This window comes from Agrobacterium sp. OT33, from assembly GCF_017313365.1.
GTDB classification, from domain to species: domain Bacteria; phylum Pseudomonadota; class Alphaproteobacteria; order Rhizobiales; family Rhizobiaceae; genus Agrobacterium; species Agrobacterium rhizogenes_A.
On record NZ_JAFLMZ010000007.1, the window covers coordinates 291,228 to 306,577 of the forward strand.

Consider the following 15,350-nt stretch of genomic DNA (forward strand, 5'->3'; position numbering starts at 1 on the left):
CATGACCGCGCGGGTGCTGATGTTTCAGGGAACCGGCTCGGATGTCGGCAAATCGCTGATGGTGGCTGGCCTTGCCCGGGCCTTCACCCGGCGCGGCCTGTCCGTCATGCCGTTCAAGCCACAGAACATGTCTAACAACGCGGCGGTGACCGCCGATGGCGGCGAGATCGGCCGTGCGCAGGCGTTGCAGGCACGGGCGGCGGGTGTACCGCTCTCGGTTCACATGAACCCGGTACTCCTGAAACCCCAGAGCGAAACCGGCGCACAGGTGGTGGTGCAGGGCAAGATCGTCGGCAATGCCAGAGCGGCCGATTATCAGCATATGAAGGCCGGGCTGATGCCGCGCGTGCTGGAGAGCTTTGAACACCTGAAACAACAGGCCGATCTGGTGCTGGTGGAAGGGGCGGGCAGCGCGTCTGAAATCAACCTGCGCGCCAATGACATCGCCAATATGGGTTTCGCCCGCGCAGCCGATGCCCCCGTCATCCTGATCGGCGATATCGACCGGGGCGGCGTCATCGCCAGCCTTGTCGGCACCAAAACCGTGCTCGAAAACGATGATGCGACAATGATCGCGGGCTTCATCGTCAACCGTTTTCGCGGCGATCCCGCACTGTTTTCCGATGGCATGCGGATGATTGCGGAAAAGACCGGCTGGGCTTCCATAGGGCTTCTGCCGCATTTTTCCGACGCCGCGAAACTGCCCGCAGAGGATGCGCTCGGACTATCCGGCCCGGCACAGCAAAAAGCCGGTGCAAAAATCCGCGTCGCCGTGCCAATCCTGCCGCATATTTCCAATTTCGATGATCTCGATCCCCTCGACATGGAACCGGATGTGGAGCTGATCCGCATACGGCCGGGCGAGACAATTCCAGCCGATTGCCGGCTGGTGCTGCTTTGCGGCTCGAAATCCACCATCGCCGATCTCGCCGTGCTCAAAGATGCGGGTCTCGATATCGATATAAAGGCCCATGCCCGGCGCGGCGGTTATGTTCTCGGGCTTTGCGGCGGATACCAGATGCTTGGAAAAACCGTTGCCGATCCCGAGGGCATCGAAGGACCGCCGGCGACGGTTGCCGGGCTTGGTCTGCTGGATGTCGACACGGTTCTGACCGGAGACAAGCGACTGGTCTCCGTGAGCGGAGCGACTTTCGATGGCGTTGATTTATCCGGCTATGAAATGCATGTCGGTGAAACCAGAAGCGCTGGAAACAGCCAGCCGTTTTCGATAGTCAACGGACATGCCGATGGAGCGTTATCGCCCGACGGCCGCGTCTTCGGCACCTATATTCACGGTCTTTTCGCGGATGATCACCAGCGCAGCGCCTGGCTGAAGCGGCTTGGCGGCCAGCGTTCGGAACTGAATTATGATGCGCAGGTGGAGGCCGTCCTTGATCGTCTTGCCGCACACATGGAGCAGCATCTCGATCTCGACAGGCTGCTTGCTATAGCGCGATGAGGATTGCCAGAAGACCAAACAGGCCGATCAGCAACCCGTCGGCGATCCGTGCCAGCTGAAGTGCCGTGCGAATATCACCAGCAACGAGCGTCGCCCTTCCGCCTTCACCCATGAAACGCGCCTCGATCATCTGCCCGCCATAGGAACGCGGCCCGGCAAGCGCAAAACCGAGCGCGCCGGCAAGCGCCGCCTCCGGCCAGCCGGCATTGGGAGAACGGTGGTGGCGCGCATCGCGACGGATCGCGGCAATGGCCCCTTTGGGCGATGCGCCTTTCACGAAGAAGGCCGCAATCACAAAAAGACCGCCGCTGAGCCTCGAGGCCGGCAGATTGACCAGATCGTCCAGCCGCGCCGAGGCCCAGCCGAAAGCCTCATGGCGTGGTGACCGATGGCCGATCATGCTGTCGGCCGTATTGATCGCCTTGTAGGCCGCGCCGCCCGGCAGGCCCAGCAGGCCGAGCCAAAGGGCAGGCGCGACAATGCCATCGGAAAAATTTTCGGCAAGACTTTCAATCGCCGCCCGGCAGATCGCCGCCTCATCCAGCTTTTGCGGATCGCGGCCGACGATCATCGATACCGCCCTGCGGCCACCGTCCACCCCATCGCGCTCCAAGGCCGCAGCGACAGCCTCCACATGCTGCTCCAGGCTTTTCTGTGCCGGGAGAGACGCACCGAGGATTGCCACAGCCAGAAGGCCGAAAGGCAGGAGTAGCAAAGCTGATTGCGCAAACCATGCGAGGATCGCCGTCAGCCCGAGAATAACAACGAGTGCCCACACACCCGCCGCCTTGCGCTGCGAAAATGATGCACTCTCCCGGTTCCATTTTTTGTCCAGCAGCGCGATAAGCGAACCGATCCAGGTGACGGGATGGCCGATACGGTTGAACAACCAGTCCGGATAACCGGTCAGGCGTTCGATCACGAGCGACAGGAAAGCGAGAGCAAAGAACATGGGCGAGACAGTATCAGAAAAGGCGCAGGCTGCGATCCGTCACGGCGGCAATCTCGGCAAGGCGCGTCTGATGTTTCCTGACGCACCTGAACCATGGATCGACCTTTCGACCGGGATCAACCCACACTCCTATCCGCATTCGCCCGTTCCCGCCAGCGCCTTCGCCCGCCTGCCGGAACCTGGTGCCGCCGAAGAACTGAAACAGCTGGCGGCAGCGCATTTCGGCGCGCCTTCCGCCCGGCATGTGGCGCTGTCTCCCGGCACCCAGATGCTGATGCCGCTGCTGGCGCAGATTGCGCTTGTCCGGGGTGCCAAGAACGGCGCCGTGCTTTCGCCCGCCTATGCCGAACATGCGCGCACCGCCCGCATGGCCGGGCTGACAATGACGGAGGTGGAGAATATTCACGACCTGTCGGCTTACGATTATGCCGTGGTGGTCAATCCCAACAATCCGGATGGTCGTGTGGCTGATCGCGAAAGCCTGCTCTCGCTGGCCGGATTCATGTGCCGCAAGGACGGCCTGCTCGTCGTGGATGAAGCTTTTATCGAAACAGGCCACGCCGAAACCCTCGCAAACGCCACCGATCAGAACGCGCTGGTAGTCTTGCGATCCTTCGGCAAATTCTACGGCATGGCGGGCGTGCGGTTGGGTTTCGCGATTGCGCATCCTGATGTCGCCGCCGAACTCGAAGCAAGGCTTGGTCCGTGGGCCATTTCCGGCCCGGCGCTGCACATAGCGGCTGAAGCTCTGGCGGACAGGGAATGGCAATCATCCATGCGCCTGCGGCTTTCGCAGGAAGCCCGGCGCATGAATGCTCTGCTGGAAAAAACAAGGCTGAAAATTGCCGGCGGCGCATCCCTGTTTACGCTGGTGCGGGACCATCGGGCCGGCGAACTCTTCGGCCATCTCGGCAGGCGCGGTATTCTGGTTCGCATTTTCGATGAAAGGCCGAACGACATGCGTTTTGGCCTTCCCGGCAGCGAAGCGGAATGGCAGCGCCTCGATGAAGCGCTGTCATCTTTTAATCATCCCTCGAAAGTGTAGGTCTCGATCGATTCCGGCTTCATTTCGATGGAGAAGCCCGGCAGCTTCGGCGGCATGTAAGCGGCATTGCGAATATCGCAGGGCTCGATGAAATGTTCGTGCAGGTGGTCGACATATTCGATCACGCGGCCTTCCTTCGTGCCTGACACCACCAGATAGTCGATCATCGACAGATGCTGCACATATTCGCAAAGGCCGACGCCACCGGCATGCGGCCAGACCGGCAGATTGTATTTGGCGGCGATCAGCAGAACCGCCAGCACTTCGTTGAGGCCCCCCATGCGGCAGCTATCGATCTGCACCACGTCAATCGCACCTTCGGCGATAAACTGCTTGAACATGATACGGTTCTGGCACATTTCCCCGGTCGCCACCTTCACCGGGCCGATGGCAGCACGGATCTTGCGATGGCCGGCGACATCGTCAGGGCTGGTTGGCTCCTCGATGAAGAAAGGCTTGGCGAAGGCGAGCTTCTTGACCCAGTCGATTGCCTGATCCACTTCCCATACCTGGTTGGCATCGATCATCAGGTAACGGTCGGGGCCGATCACTTCGCGGGCGATGGTGAGACGGCGAATGTCGTCCTCCAGATCACGGCCGACCTTCATCTTCACATGGTTGAAACCGGCATCGATGGCTTCCTGGCAAAGACGGCGCAGCTTGGCATCGTCATAACCGAGCCATCCTGCTGACGTCGTGTAGCAGGCATAACCCTCGTTCTTCAGCGTCTCGATACGCTCCTTCTTGCCGCTCTCGGCTTGTCTCAGGATCGCGAGAGCGTCGTCGCGGGTCAGCACATCGGTCAGATAACGGTAATCGACAATATCGGCGATTTCTTCCGGGCTCATATCGGCAACAAGCTGCCACACCGGCTTGCCCGCCTTCTTGGCGAGCAGATCCCAGACCGCATTAACGACGGCGCCGGTGGCGAGATGCATCGCGCCCTTGTCCGGTCCGATCCAGCGCAGCTGGCTGTCACTCGTCAGATGCCGCCAATATTTGCCGGGGTTCTCGGTGACGGTGGCGAGATCGGTGCCGACCACCAGATGACGCATCGCTTCAATGGCCATGCAGCAGATGTCGTTGCCGCGGCCGATGGTGAAGGTCAGGCCATGGCCCTTCAGGCCCGGCTCGTCGGTGTCGAGAATGACGTAAGCCGCCGAATAATCCGGATCGGGGTTCATCGCATCCGAACCGTCAAGGCTCTGGGATGTGGGAAAACGCAGGTCGAAAACACGCAGATCAGTAATTTTGGTCATGGCCGGTCACTCGCGGTCAGTGTCAAAGGAAATCGTTCAGTCGTGGTGGAAGGTTTCTTCCATCATTGCCCACCACTCGCCTTCCTTCCGGCTTTCGAGCGGTTGCTGACAGGGAATGGTGAAAGACCACCATTCCTGGTTCTTGGGGCTTGCGGCTATCTTCGCCATGTCGGCGCTGAAATCGCTGCCATGATATTCCCAATAGCCAAAGAGCAGATTCTCCGGCTCGCGCAGGAAGATCGTATAGTTACGGATGTTGGAGTCGCTGATGAGCGCCAGAACTTCCGGCCAGACGGCCGCATGCAGCCTTTTATATTCTGCGATCATCTCCGGTTTGACGCCTATGACCATGCCCATGCGCTGCATGAAAAACTCCGTTATTGCTTGATGGTGGCGAGCGCCGCGCGCAGCCCGTGTTGCGGCAGGTTCAATCCCAGCCGTTCTGCAGCAGCGATGATCGGGGTAAATCGACGACGCTTCTTTTCATCGTGATTGCCGGCGATATCTGCGAGCCGGTGCGCGAGAAAAGGATTACGCAAACGTTCGCGCAACACAGCGATATAGGCCTCAGCCTCATCTCCCATGCCTTCCGCAACAAAGACCGGCAGAACCTCGTCTCGCCAGAGTGTTTCCAGATCCGCAACGAGGGCGTCGTCGGCCATTGCCTGCCGCACCGTCTCGTCCTTCGCACGCGCATCCTGCAACCAGCGTTCCGCCAGATAGGAATGGCCGAGATTGAGCAGGAAAAGTTTCAGCTTTTCATAGTGATCGAGATCGTCCGTCAGCACCACGGCAGGGTGGGTGCAGGGAAGGACAAGCCCCTCTTGGCTCTCGATCGCCCAGAGTGCATAGGGTTCTGCCACAGCACCAACCGGATCGATCGGCTCGGAGACGATACGATCCACCAGACTGTTGGCGAAACGGCACTTCTCATTCAGATAAAAGGCAAAACCCGCCGGCAATTGCCATTCATCTGCAAGCTGGCGAATGATCTGCTTCAGCCGCTCGCCATTCCGCGGCACAAGCTCGCAGGGGAAGATCGACAAAGGCGCTTCCGGATTGGTCGTGAAGCGCTCCAGCAGCAACATGCACAGCTTGGCCGGAAAGCTTTTTGGAACCACTGTGAAGTCGGCTGCAAGGCTTGGCCCATCACTGGAATCCAGCTCATAACCGCGATCGCCCGTGTTGGACAGAATGACCTCGGCCACACAGGCGAGACGCCGCACCTCGGCCCAGCCGGTTGCGGCGGTCAGCGCCCGCGCGACAGCCTTGCCCGGAATTTCCTCGTCCACTTCCTGCCCATCGCGAATGCCGCGAATGCGCACAGGATAGGGCGCACCGCTATTCAGCGCGGCAACACGCTTCAGGCTCTCGGCATTGCCGGTAGTCTGGACAATGGCGATGCGTCCGAGAGCCTCGCCTTTATCCAGCGCCTGCGAAACGAACAAGTCCGCATGCGCCAGAAGAAAGCGGCTGGTTCCGAATTGCAGAATGGGCGTATTGAACGTCATGCGACCTCCACCATGCCCTTGATGACTCCGGCTTTCGGATCGGTCAGTCCGGCGAATTTGGTGGGTACATCGGCAAGCGTCATGCGGTGGGTAATCAGCGCTTCCGGTACCTTGCCTTCCCGCAGCGCCTGCAAAACGCGCTCGAAATCCTCAGGCGTGGCATTGCGGCTACCAAGCAGCGTCGTTTCGCGCTTGTGGAATTCCGGATCGCTGAAGCCGATATCGCTGGCGACGATGGAAACCAGCACATAGGAACCACCATGGCCAACAAAGGAGAACCCACGCTCCATGGCCTTCGGATTGCCGGTCGCATCAAAGACCGCATCAAAGAAATCGCCATCGGTGATTTCGGAAAGGCGATCCCCGTCGCCCTCTCCGAGCGCCACCGTATGGGCAACACCGAGATGCTTTTTGCAGAAATCCAGCCGGTCTGTGCGCCCATCGATCATGGTCACTTCGCCACCATCGAGGACCGCGAAAACCGCAACCGCCATGCCAATCGGGCCGGCGCCGACGATCAGGACCTTCTGCCCCTTTTCGACTGCGCCACGGCGCACCGCATGCGCGCCGATGGCCAGAAATTCGGTCATCGCCGCCTGGTCGAGGCTCAGCCCCTCCGCCTTCAGCACGAATTGCTGCGGCACGCTCAGATATTCGACCATGCCGCCATCACGGTGAACGCCGAGCACACCGATATTGCGGCAGCAATTGCTTTTGCCCTTCAGGCAGGCGCTGCATTTGCCGCAGGAGATATAGGGAATGACGGTGACCACGTCACCAGTGGAAAGATGGCTATCTTCCGGCGCTTCTTCGACCGTGCCGGAAAGCTCGTGGCCCATGATGCGCGGATAGGAAAGATAGGGCTGGTTGCCAGTGAAGATGTGCAGATCCGTACCGCAGACGCCGATACGGCGAATGCGCACCAGTACTTCACCTTCACCGCGCACGGGCTTGGGCAGGTCCTTGGCGGTGAGTTGACCGGGGGTGTCACAGAAAATCGCCAGCATGCATCACCTGTCGGAAAGGGAATAAAAACGGATGGCGTTGCCGCCGAAAACTGCCGCATGGTCTTCCGCCGGCACGATATCGCAGCAAAAATCCAGCCAGCCCTGATAATCGCCCGCCAGTCGCAACACCGGCCAGTCGCTGCCGAAAATCACGCGGTTTGCGCCGAACAGTTCCAGAATGGTTTCGGCATAAGGCCGCACCGCTTCCGGCCGCTGCTCGCCACGCTCGGTCAACAAACCCGAAAGCTTGCAATAGAGATTGGGCAGAGCCGCCAAAGCGGCCATGTCGCTGCGCCAGTCCCTGTAGTGGCCAGTGGCGATCAACGGCTTTGCACCATGATCGATGACAACGGGCAATTGCGGATGGCGGCGGGCGAAAGACAGGAGATGCGGCAGATTGGGCGGTAAAACCAGCGCATCGAACACCAGCCCATGTTGCACCAGCGCTTCCACGGCAGGACCGAGTGCCGGATCGTCTATCCAGGCGACATCCTCCATGCCCTGTAGCATGGGGCGCACACCCTTGAAGGCCGGGTGTTTTGCCCGGCGGCCGATTTCCGCCACGGCATCGGAAGACTTCATGTCGACCCAGCCGACCACGCCCTTGATGAAATCGGTCTTTTCCGCCAGCTCCAGCATGAAATCTGTGTCAGCCGCGGTCTCCATCGTCTGCACCAGCACCGTGCCGGAAACCCCGGCAGCGGCCAGCAACGGCGACAGATCGGCCGGAAGAAAGTCCCTGTAGATGGCGGCAAGCGATGGCGGCGGCCATTGCCCGGCGCGATTCTTCATCAACCAGAAATGCTGGTGGGCGTCGATGAGCATTGTCTCAGGCCTCTCCGACCGGCACGGGCGCACCTTCGACAATCAGGCCACGCCTGTGCAGCTCGGACCAGAATTCATCCGGGATCGACTGCTCGAACCATTCGATATTGGAGGCAAGCTGCTGTGCATTGCGCGCGCCGGACACGACCGTGACCGAAGCCGGATGCGCCAGCGGAAATTGCAGCGCGGCCGCCTGCAGCGACACGCCCAGCTCCTCGCACACGCCCTGCAGCGCATCGACGCGTGTCAGGATATCGGCCGGCGCATCGGCATAATTGAATTTGCGGTTGCCGGCCAGGATGCCCGAATTGAATGCCCCGGCAACGACGATGCCAACGCCGCTTTCCGCGCAGCGGTTCATGAAGGTAAGGCTCTGCTGTTCCAGAAGCGTATAACGTCCGGCAAGCATGGCGACATCGATATCGAAGACATCCATGGCATCGTTGACGATCTGCCACTCATTGACGCCGAGACCAACGGCGCCCGTCGATCCTTCCTCACGCAGCTTGCCAAGCGCCCGGAAACCGCCGCCGGTGGTCAGCTGCTCCCAATAATGCTGATGCTTTTCGCCGTGAGTATAGGAGCCGATATCATGCACATAAAGGATATCCGGCTTCAAAACACCAAGCCGCTGCTGGCTTGCTTCGAAGGACCGCAGGATACCGTCATAGGAATAATCATAGACCGGGCGGAAGGGCAGCGGCGCAATATAGGCGTCCTCCTCCGGTCCGACGGTCTCGTCAGGAACCATCACACGGCCGACCTTGGTGCTGAGCGTATAGTCACCCCGCTCATGCTCGGTCACCATGGTGCCGAGACGACGCTCCGACCGCGTATAGCCGTAAAAGGGCGCGGTATCGAAATAACGCATGCCGCTTTCCCACGCCTTGTCGAACGCGCCTTTGGATTCCTCATACGGCGTGACCCGGTAGAGATTGCCCATCTGGGCGCAACCGAGGCCCATGACCGTGACATCAACGGCGCGGCGCGGCAATTTACGTGTATCGGAGACTTTCATCGCAGGGACTTTCCAGCTTGTCTTTGGAAGGACGCGCCGCCGCACAGCGGCGCGCCATCACGCAATCAGTAAAGGACGTTCTTGGCTTCCGGCTTCTCAATATTGTCCTTGGTGACAACAACGACGCCGGTATCGACGAACTTCTCGACCTTTTCCTTGTTGATGAGCTTGGAAATGGTCTCCACGCCCTTTTCACCCATCTGATAGGAACCCTGAACCACGATGCCGGCCAGCGTGCCATCCTTGACGAAGCCCTGAAGGTCCTGATTGCCATCGAAGCCGATGGCGACGACCTTGCCGGCCTTGCCGCTCTGGGCAAGCGCACGGCCGACGCCGATTGCCGTCGGCTCATTGGCGCCGAAAATGCCCTTGAGGTCGGAATTGGCGGCCAGAACGTCGGTGGTCTGGTTCAGCGCGGTCGCCATCTGCGACTGCGAATAGAACGGGCCGACGATCTTCAGGTTGGAGTTCATCTGGATGTAATCGGTGAAACCGCCAACGCGGCCGATTTCCGAACCGGCACCGGCGACATAGGACATGACGGCGATCTTGCCTTCCTTGCCCACCTTGTCGATCAGCGCCTGTGCGGCCAGTTCGCCGGCTTTCTTGTTATCGGTCGCGAGGAACGACTGGTAATATTGCTCCGAGCCGCTCGCCAGCTGCGAGTCGATCAGCACCACGGGAATACGGGCCTCCCAGGCCTTCTTGACGGCAGGCACCAGCGCGTCCGGATCGGAAGGAGCAAGAACGATACCCGCAACCTTACGGTTGATGGCGTTTTCAACCATGTTGACCTGGTCGGCGATCGCGGATTCGGCTGCCGGACCCTGGAAGGTCATGGTGTTGCCGGAAGAATTCTTCATCGCCGCATCGGCGCCCTTCTGAACGTTCTGCCAGAAGGTGGAATTGACGGTCTTGACGATGACGGCGATTTCGCCGGCCTGCACGGTGGAAACGCTCCACAGCGCGATTGCGGATGTCAGAAGGGCAGTCGCAATTTTCTTCATTTCTTCCTCCGTGATGTCGGCATACCGGGCCTCCCCTTGCCGATCTTTTTTGCGGAAAGGGTCCGCAGGCCCTTGATCAGCGGCGGTTGCGCAGCTGGTCGATCCAGACGGTGACCAGAATGACGAGGCCGATGATGATCTGTTGCGTGAAGGCGGAGACGCCGTTCATGTTGAGACCGTTGCGCAGGATGCCGATGACGAAGGCACCGATGGCCGTGCCGGAAATCGTGCCCACGCCGCCAATGAGGGACGTACCGCCGATAACCGCGCTGGCAATCGCATCCAGCTCATACATCACACCTTCATTCGGCTGGGCGGTGACAAGGCGCGACATCAGCACGCAGCCCGTCAGGCCGGCGAGCGTGCCGGACAGGATGTAGGTGAAATTGGTAACGCGGGCGACATTGACACCGGAAAGACGCGCGGCATCCGCATTGGAGCCGACAGCATAGATGTGACGGCCGAGGATCGAGCGGTTGAGCATGAAGGAAACCGCAAGCGCAATCACCACCATCAGGATGACGGGGTAGGGGATACCGGGAAACACCACATTCGGAAAGCCGTCGTCACCGATATTGACGATGCGGAAAAGAGCGCCATTGCCGAGTTCACCGAAGGACTCGCCAAGACCTGAAACAGCGCGTGCACCCGTGATCTGCAGCGCCACGCCACGGGCGATCAGCATCATGCCCAGGGTGGCGATAAAGGGTGGCAGCTTGAAACGGGTGACCAGAAGGCCGTTGATGAGGCCGCAGAGCGACCCCGTCAGAATGCCGAGCAACATGCCGACCGGCACGGGCATGCCGAGTTCCTTCACCGCAAGCGCCGCAACGACGCCGGCAAGCGCCAGCACCGAGCCAACGGAAAGATCGATGCCACCGGTGATGATGACACAGGTTGCGCCAATGCCGAGAAGCGCGATGGACGTGACCTGCAACGCGATCGTCATGCCGTTATTGACGGTGAAGAAAGCGCTGCTGGTTGCGGAGAAGACCGCGACAAGCGCAAAGAGGCTGCCAAGTGCGGCAAACTTCTGGATAATGTCCTTCTGGCGGTCGCTGACAGCAAAGCTCTTCTTGGGTTCTGCAATATTGGCCATGTCGTTCCTCACTGCGCGGCCCGGCCGTAACCGGACGCATACCGCATGATTTCTTCCTGATTGGTCCTGGCGGTTTCGAGCACGCCCGTGATACGGCCCTGATGGAAAACGGCGATACGGTCCGTCAGACCGAGAATTTCCGGCAGTTCCGAGCTGATGAGAATGACACCGATACCCTGCGCGGCCAGTTCGTCCATGATCTTGTAGATCGCGAATTTCGCGCCGACATCGATGCCGCGTGTCGGCTCATCGAAGAACAGCACGCGCGACTGCCGGAACAGCCATTTGCCGATGATGATTTTCTGCTGATTGCCGCCCGAAAGCAGCCGCACCGTCTGTTCGATCGAGGGGGTGCGGATATTCAGGAGATCGACGTAGCGCTTCGCAACATCATCATGCTTCTTGAAATCGATCAGGCCGAAGCGGTTGGAAACCTCGCCGAGATTGGCAAGCGTGGTATTGGCCGCAACCGACATCTTGATCGCAAGGCCATCGCTTTTGCGGTCTTCCGAGAGATAGGCAATGCCCTCCCGGATAGCGTCCTGCGGCGAGCTGATGGAAAGTTCGCGCCCGTTGAAAACGATCTTGCCCGCATCAAGCGGATCCGCGCCGAAGATTGCCCGGGCGACTTCGGTGCGGCCGGCGCCCATCAGCCCGGCAAAACCGAGGATTTCACCGCGCCGCAGCGAAAAACCGACATCGTGGAACACGCCGCTTCGCGTCAGGCCTTCAACCGAGAAGATGATGTCATCCGTCGGACGGGACGTGCGTTCGGGGAACTTGTCTTCCAGCGAACGCCCGACCATGCGCGTGACGATGTCATCGACAGTGATCGAAGCGAAATCGTCGGTCGAAATATAACGTCCATCACGCAGAACCGTCACCCGGTCGACGATTTCGGCCATTTCATCCAGACGATGGGAAATATAGACAATGCCGACACCGGATGCCTTGAGATCACGGATAACCTTGAACAGGAGCCGCGTTTCCTGCTCGGTCAGCGAGGAGGTCGGCTCGTCCATGATGAGCACTTCGGCGTCAAGAGAGAGCGCCTTGGCGATTTCCACCATCTGACATTGCGCGACCGAGAGGCCACGCACGATCTGGTCGGGGTCGATATCGACACCCAGCCGGTCGAGACAGCGCTTGGCATCAAGCCGCAGTTTTTTGCGGTCGACGAGAAAACCGCGGCGCGGCTCGCGCGCAAGATAGATGTTTTCGGCGACGGAAAGATGCGGAACGAGGTTGAGTTCCTGGTGAATGATGGCGATGCCGGCGGCTTCGGATTCCAGCGGCGATGCATATTGCACCTTCACGCCCTTGTGCAGGATGGTGCCGTCGCTCGGCTGATAGACGCCGCTGATGATTTTCATCAGCGTCGATTTTCCCGCGCCATTCTCGCCGCAGACCGCATGCACTTCGCCGCTGCGCAGATCGAAATGCACATTTGACAGCGCCTTGACGCCTGGAAATTCCTTGCTGATGTTTTCGAGACGCAGAAGGACCAAACGCTCCGCGCGCGCCATCTCCCCAGGCGAAAATTCGTCCCGAATTGTCGATGCGCCCTGCGACATCAGAAAACCTCCACCCGCACTCCCCGCTCCACCGGGGGTCATGAACAGGCCAAATGGTTAGGCCGGTTTTGAAGAATGGTCAAGCCAATTAGGTCAAAAAGTGAAGAGGTGCATTCAAGAGAACGAAGAGCCGCCAAAGATACCATTAAAATAATTACGTATTTTCAGCTATTTAAGTAATATCTTGCGTATTGCTGCACTTGGCGTTACGGTAAGGCCAAATACCGATATCACAAAGGCTTCAGCAAAAAACACATGAGTGGTCAGGCCAAAATAGCGGAACCGCGCCGGCTTTATCAGCAGATTGCGGACCAGATACGCGAACTCATCGATCTCGGTGAATTCCTGCCCGGCACACGGCTTCCTGCCGAACGGGAACTGGCCCAGAAGCTCGGTGTATCGAGACCTTCGCTGCGTGAGGCGCTGATTGCGCTTGAAATCGACAACACCGTCGAAATTCGTATGGGTTCCGGTGTTTATGTGTCGACCGAGGCTCTCCAAACGACCCATCACACCAAATCGCTGGGCGACAGCCCCTCCGAACTGATGCAGGCACGCGCCGCATTGGAAGGTGCGACGATCGTGCTGGCGGCGAGCCGCATGACCGACGAGACGATCTCAAGCCTTCGCCAGATCCTCAATACCATGCAGAGAGAAATCGAGGCCGGGCGTAAACCTCTTGATCAGGACCGGTTGTTTCACGTCACCATTGCCGAACAATCCGGCAACAGCGTTCTGGCACGGCTGGTAGCGAACCTCTTTGATGAACGACACAGCCCTATTTCAGCTCAGCTGCGTGTCAAATTCGAGGACCGCGACACCTGGACCTATGCGCTTCAGGAGCACGAAGCGATTCTCGCGGCGCTGGAACTCAAGGATCCGCTGCTGGCGCAGGCGGCCATGCATACCCATCTGGAAGGCTCCAAGCGGCGCTGGGTGGAAAGCTGATTTAAGAACATAGCAGGCAATATACCGGGAGGAGGAAAACCCGTGAGTGAGAATTCCGAGGCAACCATTTTGCTGAACGCCAACGACAATGTCGCGGTGGCGCGTCGGTCCATTCCGGCCGGCGGCGCGACGGGCAGAGGCGATCTGGCAGCGCTTGAGCTGATCGGGCGCGGGCACAAGGTAGCCCTCAAATTCATCAAATCCGGCGATGAGGTGCTGAAATACGGACAGGTCATCGGTATTGCCACCCAGGATATCGAACCCGGCCGGCACGTGCACCTGCACAATCTCGCCATGGTGCCTTCCGAACACGCGCATCAGTTCAGCATCGATATCGAAGAAAAGGGCATGGTGCCGGAAACCGAGCGCCGCACCTTCATGGGTTATGACCGTGGTTTCGGCGGTGTCGGCACGCGCAACTATATCGGCGTCATCGCTTCGGTGAACTGTTCCGCCACCGTGTCGCGTTATATCGCCGATTATTTCAACAAGCAGGGCGGCCTTGACGGTTTCGACAATGTCGATGGTGTCGTGGCGCTGACCCATGGTGGCGGCTGCGCGCTGAACACCAAATCGGAAGGCTATCGCCTGCTGATCCGCACCATTCAGGGTTATGCCCGCCACCCCAATTTCGGCGGCATTCTGCTGATCGGCCTCGGCTGCGAAACCAACCAGATCGCCCCCATCCTCGAACACTACAAGATGGAGGAGGGCGAGCGGCTGCGCACCATGACGATCCAGCAGCATGGTGGCACGCGCAAGACGATCGATGCGGCAATCGCCGAGATCAAGGCCATGCTGCCGATGGTCAATGCCGCCCGTCGCACCGAGCAACCGCTTTCGAAGCTGAAGGTGGCACTGGAATGCGGCGGATCCGATGGCTATTCCGGCATATCGGCGAACCCGGCCCTGGGTTATGCATCCGATCTCATTGTCCGCAACGGCGGCACCACGGTTCTTTCCGAAACGCCCGAAATTTATGGTGCCGAGCACCTGCTGACAAAACGCGCCGTCACGCCGGCAGTCGCTGAAAAACTGTTGCAACGCATCGACTGGTGGCGGGACTATACCGCCCGCAATGGCGACGAACTCAACAACAATCCCTCCCATGGCAACAAGCTTGGCGGCCTGACCACCATTCTGGAAAAATCGCTGGGCGCGGTTGCCAAGGGCGGCTCCATGCCGCTGAAGGCAGTTTATGAATTCGCCGAGACCGTGACGGAACAGGGCTTCGTCTTCATGGATACACCCGGCTACGACCCCGTCGCCGTCACCGGCCAGGTTGCCGGCGGCTGCAACGTCATCTGTTTCACCACCGGGCGCGGCTCGGTTTCGGGCTTCAAGCCGGCACCCTGCATCAAGATCGCCACCAATTCCGAAATGTATGAACACATGAAGGAAGACATGGATATCAACTGCGGCGAGATCGTTACCGGGGCGGAAACCATCGAAGAATCCGGCAAAAGAATTTTCGAGCATATTCTCGCCGTGGCTTCCGGCGACAAGACGGTTAGCGAGATTTACGATTACGGCGACAACGAATTTGTGCCGTGGCAGGTCGGTGCAGTGACCTGAACAAAAATCGAGACTGTCCCACGTGAAACAAAAGGCCCGGAAATCGCTTTCCGGGCCTTCTTTATTCCTGA

At 59.5% G+C, this 15,350-nt stretch carries 14 protein-coding genes; 4 read left to right on the forward strand and 10 right to left on the reverse strand.

Features of this window, described 5'->3' with window-relative positions; translation table 11 throughout:
• Window position 1 precedes the first annotated feature (1 nt).
• The gene (locus JZX88_RS18210) at window positions 2-1,459 is read left to right on the forward strand and encodes a cobyric acid synthase (RefSeq protein ID WP_110756575.1); all 1,458 of its coding nucleotides are present in this window, start codon (window positions 2-4) and stop codon (window positions 1,457-1,459) included.
• Here the strand turns inward: JZX88_RS18210 and cbiB are convergent.
• On the reverse strand, window positions 1,446-2,411 hold the full coding sequence (gene cbiB, locus JZX88_RS18215) for an adenosylcobinamide-phosphate synthase CbiB (protein ID WP_110756573.1): 966 nt from the start codon (window positions 2,409-2,411) through the stop codon (window positions 1,446-1,448). The two genes, JZX88_RS18210 and cbiB, sit on opposite strands and share 14 nt — an antisense overlap.
• On the opposite strand from cbiB, the gene cobD reads away from it, so the two are divergent.
• Window positions 2,410-3,456, forward strand: a complete 1,047-nt coding sequence (gene cobD / locus JZX88_RS18220; protein ID WP_110756571.1) for a threonine-phosphate decarboxylase CobD — start codon at window positions 2,410-2,412, stop codon at window positions 3,454-3,456. The two genes, cbiB and cobD, sit on opposite strands and share 2 nt — an antisense overlap.
• Here cobD and JZX88_RS18225 read toward each other — a convergent pair.
• The 9 genes from JZX88_RS18225 to JZX88_RS18265 form a co-directional block, all read right to left on the reverse strand.
• Window positions 3,438-4,715, reverse strand: a complete 1,278-nt coding sequence (locus tag JZX88_RS18225) for an L-fuconate dehydratase (RefSeq protein ID WP_065114410.1) — start codon at window positions 4,713-4,715, stop codon at window positions 3,438-3,440. The genes cobD and JZX88_RS18225 overlap by 19 nt on opposite strands.
• A gap of 36 nt (window positions 4,716-4,751) precedes the next feature.
• Window positions 4,752-5,081 (reverse strand): L-rhamnose mutarotase, encoded by a 330-nt coding sequence (locus JZX88_RS18230; RefSeq protein WP_065114411.1) that lies wholly within the window; start codon window positions 5,079-5,081, stop codon window positions 4,752-4,754.
• An 11-nt stretch (window positions 5,082-5,092) separates the two neighbouring features.
• Window positions 5,093-6,226 (reverse strand): mannitol dehydrogenase family protein, encoded by a 1,134-nt coding sequence (locus tag JZX88_RS18235; protein WP_206914352.1) that lies wholly within the window; start codon window positions 6,224-6,226, stop codon window positions 5,093-5,095.
• Window positions 6,223-7,233, reverse strand: a complete 1,011-nt coding sequence (locus JZX88_RS18240; protein WP_206914353.1) for a zinc-binding alcohol dehydrogenase family protein — start codon at window positions 7,231-7,233, stop codon at window positions 6,223-6,225. Before JZX88_RS18240 ends, JZX88_RS18235 begins: the two co-directional genes overlap by 4 nt.
• A 3-nt stretch (window positions 7,234-7,236) precedes the next feature.
• Window positions 7,237-8,058 (reverse strand): amidohydrolase, encoded by an 822-nt coding sequence (locus JZX88_RS18245; protein WP_206914354.1) that lies wholly within the window; start codon window positions 8,056-8,058, stop codon window positions 7,237-7,239.
• 4 nt (window positions 8,059-8,062) lie between these two features.
• Complete coding sequence (locus JZX88_RS18250; protein WP_206914355.1) at window positions 8,063-9,076, reverse strand: aldo/keto reductase; 1,014 nt, start codon at window positions 9,074-9,076, stop codon at window positions 8,063-8,065.
• Window positions 9,077-9,141: 65 nt separating this feature from the next.
• Window positions 9,142-10,083 (reverse strand): ABC transporter substrate-binding protein, encoded by a 942-nt coding sequence (locus JZX88_RS18255; RefSeq protein WP_065114416.1) that lies wholly within the window; start codon window positions 10,081-10,083, stop codon window positions 9,142-9,144.
• A gap of 76 nt (window positions 10,084-10,159) precedes the next feature.
• Window positions 10,160-11,182: an ABC transporter permease gene (locus JZX88_RS18260; protein WP_065114417.1), complete on the reverse strand. Its 1,023-nt coding sequence runs from the start codon at window positions 11,180-11,182 to the stop codon at window positions 10,160-10,162.
• Window positions 11,183-11,190: 8 nt separating this feature from the next.
• The gene (locus tag JZX88_RS18265) at window positions 11,191-12,756 is read right to left on the reverse strand and encodes a sugar ABC transporter ATP-binding protein (RefSeq protein WP_206914356.1); all 1,566 of its coding nucleotides are present in this window, start codon (window positions 12,754-12,756) and stop codon (window positions 11,191-11,193) included.
• A 255-nt stretch (window positions 12,757-13,011) separates the two neighbouring features.
• On the opposite strand from JZX88_RS18265, the gene JZX88_RS18270 reads away from it, so the two are divergent.
• Together JZX88_RS18270 and JZX88_RS18275 are read left to right on the forward strand one after the other, a co-directional pair.
• Window positions 13,012-13,704, forward strand: coding sequence for a FadR/GntR family transcriptional regulator (locus JZX88_RS18270; RefSeq protein WP_065114419.1), 693 nt, complete (start codon window positions 13,012-13,014; stop codon window positions 13,702-13,704).
• A gap of 42 nt (window positions 13,705-13,746) precedes the next feature.
• Entirely contained in the window at window positions 13,747-15,279 is a 1,533-nt protein-coding gene (locus tag JZX88_RS18275; protein ID WP_142858351.1) for a UxaA family hydrolase, read from the forward strand.
• The last annotated feature ends 71 nt before the right edge of the window (window positions 15,280-15,350 follow it).

Bases quoted from the DNA above. Each gene is read 5' to 3' on its own strand.
- JZX88_RS18210 (WP_110756575.1), top strand. From the start codon at position 2: ATGACCGCGCGGGTGCTGATGTTTCAGGGAACCGGCTCGGATGTCGGC.
- cobD (WP_110756571.1), top strand. From the start codon at position 2,410: ATGGGCGAGACAGTATCAGAAAAGGCGCAGGCTGCGATCCGTCACGGC.
- cbiB (WP_110756573.1), bottom strand. From the start codon at position 2,411: ATGTTCTTTGCTCTCGCTTTCCTGTCGCTCGTGATCGAACGCCTGACC.
- JZX88_RS18225 (WP_065114410.1), bottom strand. From the start codon at position 4,715: ATGACCAAAATTACTGATCTGCGTGTTTTCGACCTGCGTTTTCCCACA.
- JZX88_RS18230 (WP_065114411.1), bottom strand. From the start codon at position 5,081: ATGCAGCGCATGGGCATGGTCATAGGCGTCAAACCGGAGATGATCGCA.
- JZX88_RS18235 (WP_206914352.1), bottom strand. From the start codon at position 6,226: ATGACGTTCAATACGCCCATTCTGCAATTCGGAACCAGCCGCTTTCTT.
- JZX88_RS18240 (WP_206914353.1), bottom strand. From the start codon at position 7,233: ATGCTGGCGATTTTCTGTGACACCCCCGGTCAACTCACCGCCAAGGAC.
- JZX88_RS18245 (WP_206914354.1), bottom strand. From the start codon at position 8,058: ATGCTCATCGACGCCCACCAGCATTTCTGGTTGATGAAGAATCGCGCC.
- JZX88_RS18250 (WP_206914355.1), bottom strand. From the start codon at position 9,076: ATGAAAGTCTCCGATACACGTAAATTGCCGCGCCGCGCCGTTGATGTC.
- JZX88_RS18255 (WP_065114416.1), bottom strand. From the start codon at position 10,083: ATGAAGAAAATTGCGACTGCCCTTCTGACATCCGCAATCGCGCTGTGG.
- JZX88_RS18260 (WP_065114417.1), bottom strand. From the start codon at position 11,182: ATGGCCAATATTGCAGAACCCAAGAAGAGCTTTGCTGTCAGCGACCGC.
- JZX88_RS18265 (WP_206914356.1), bottom strand. From the start codon at position 12,756: ATGTCGCAGGGCGCATCGACAATTCGGGACGAATTTTCGCCTGGGGAG.
- JZX88_RS18270 (WP_065114419.1), top strand. From the start codon at position 13,012: ATGAGTGGTCAGGCCAAAATAGCGGAACCGCGCCGGCTTTATCAGCAG.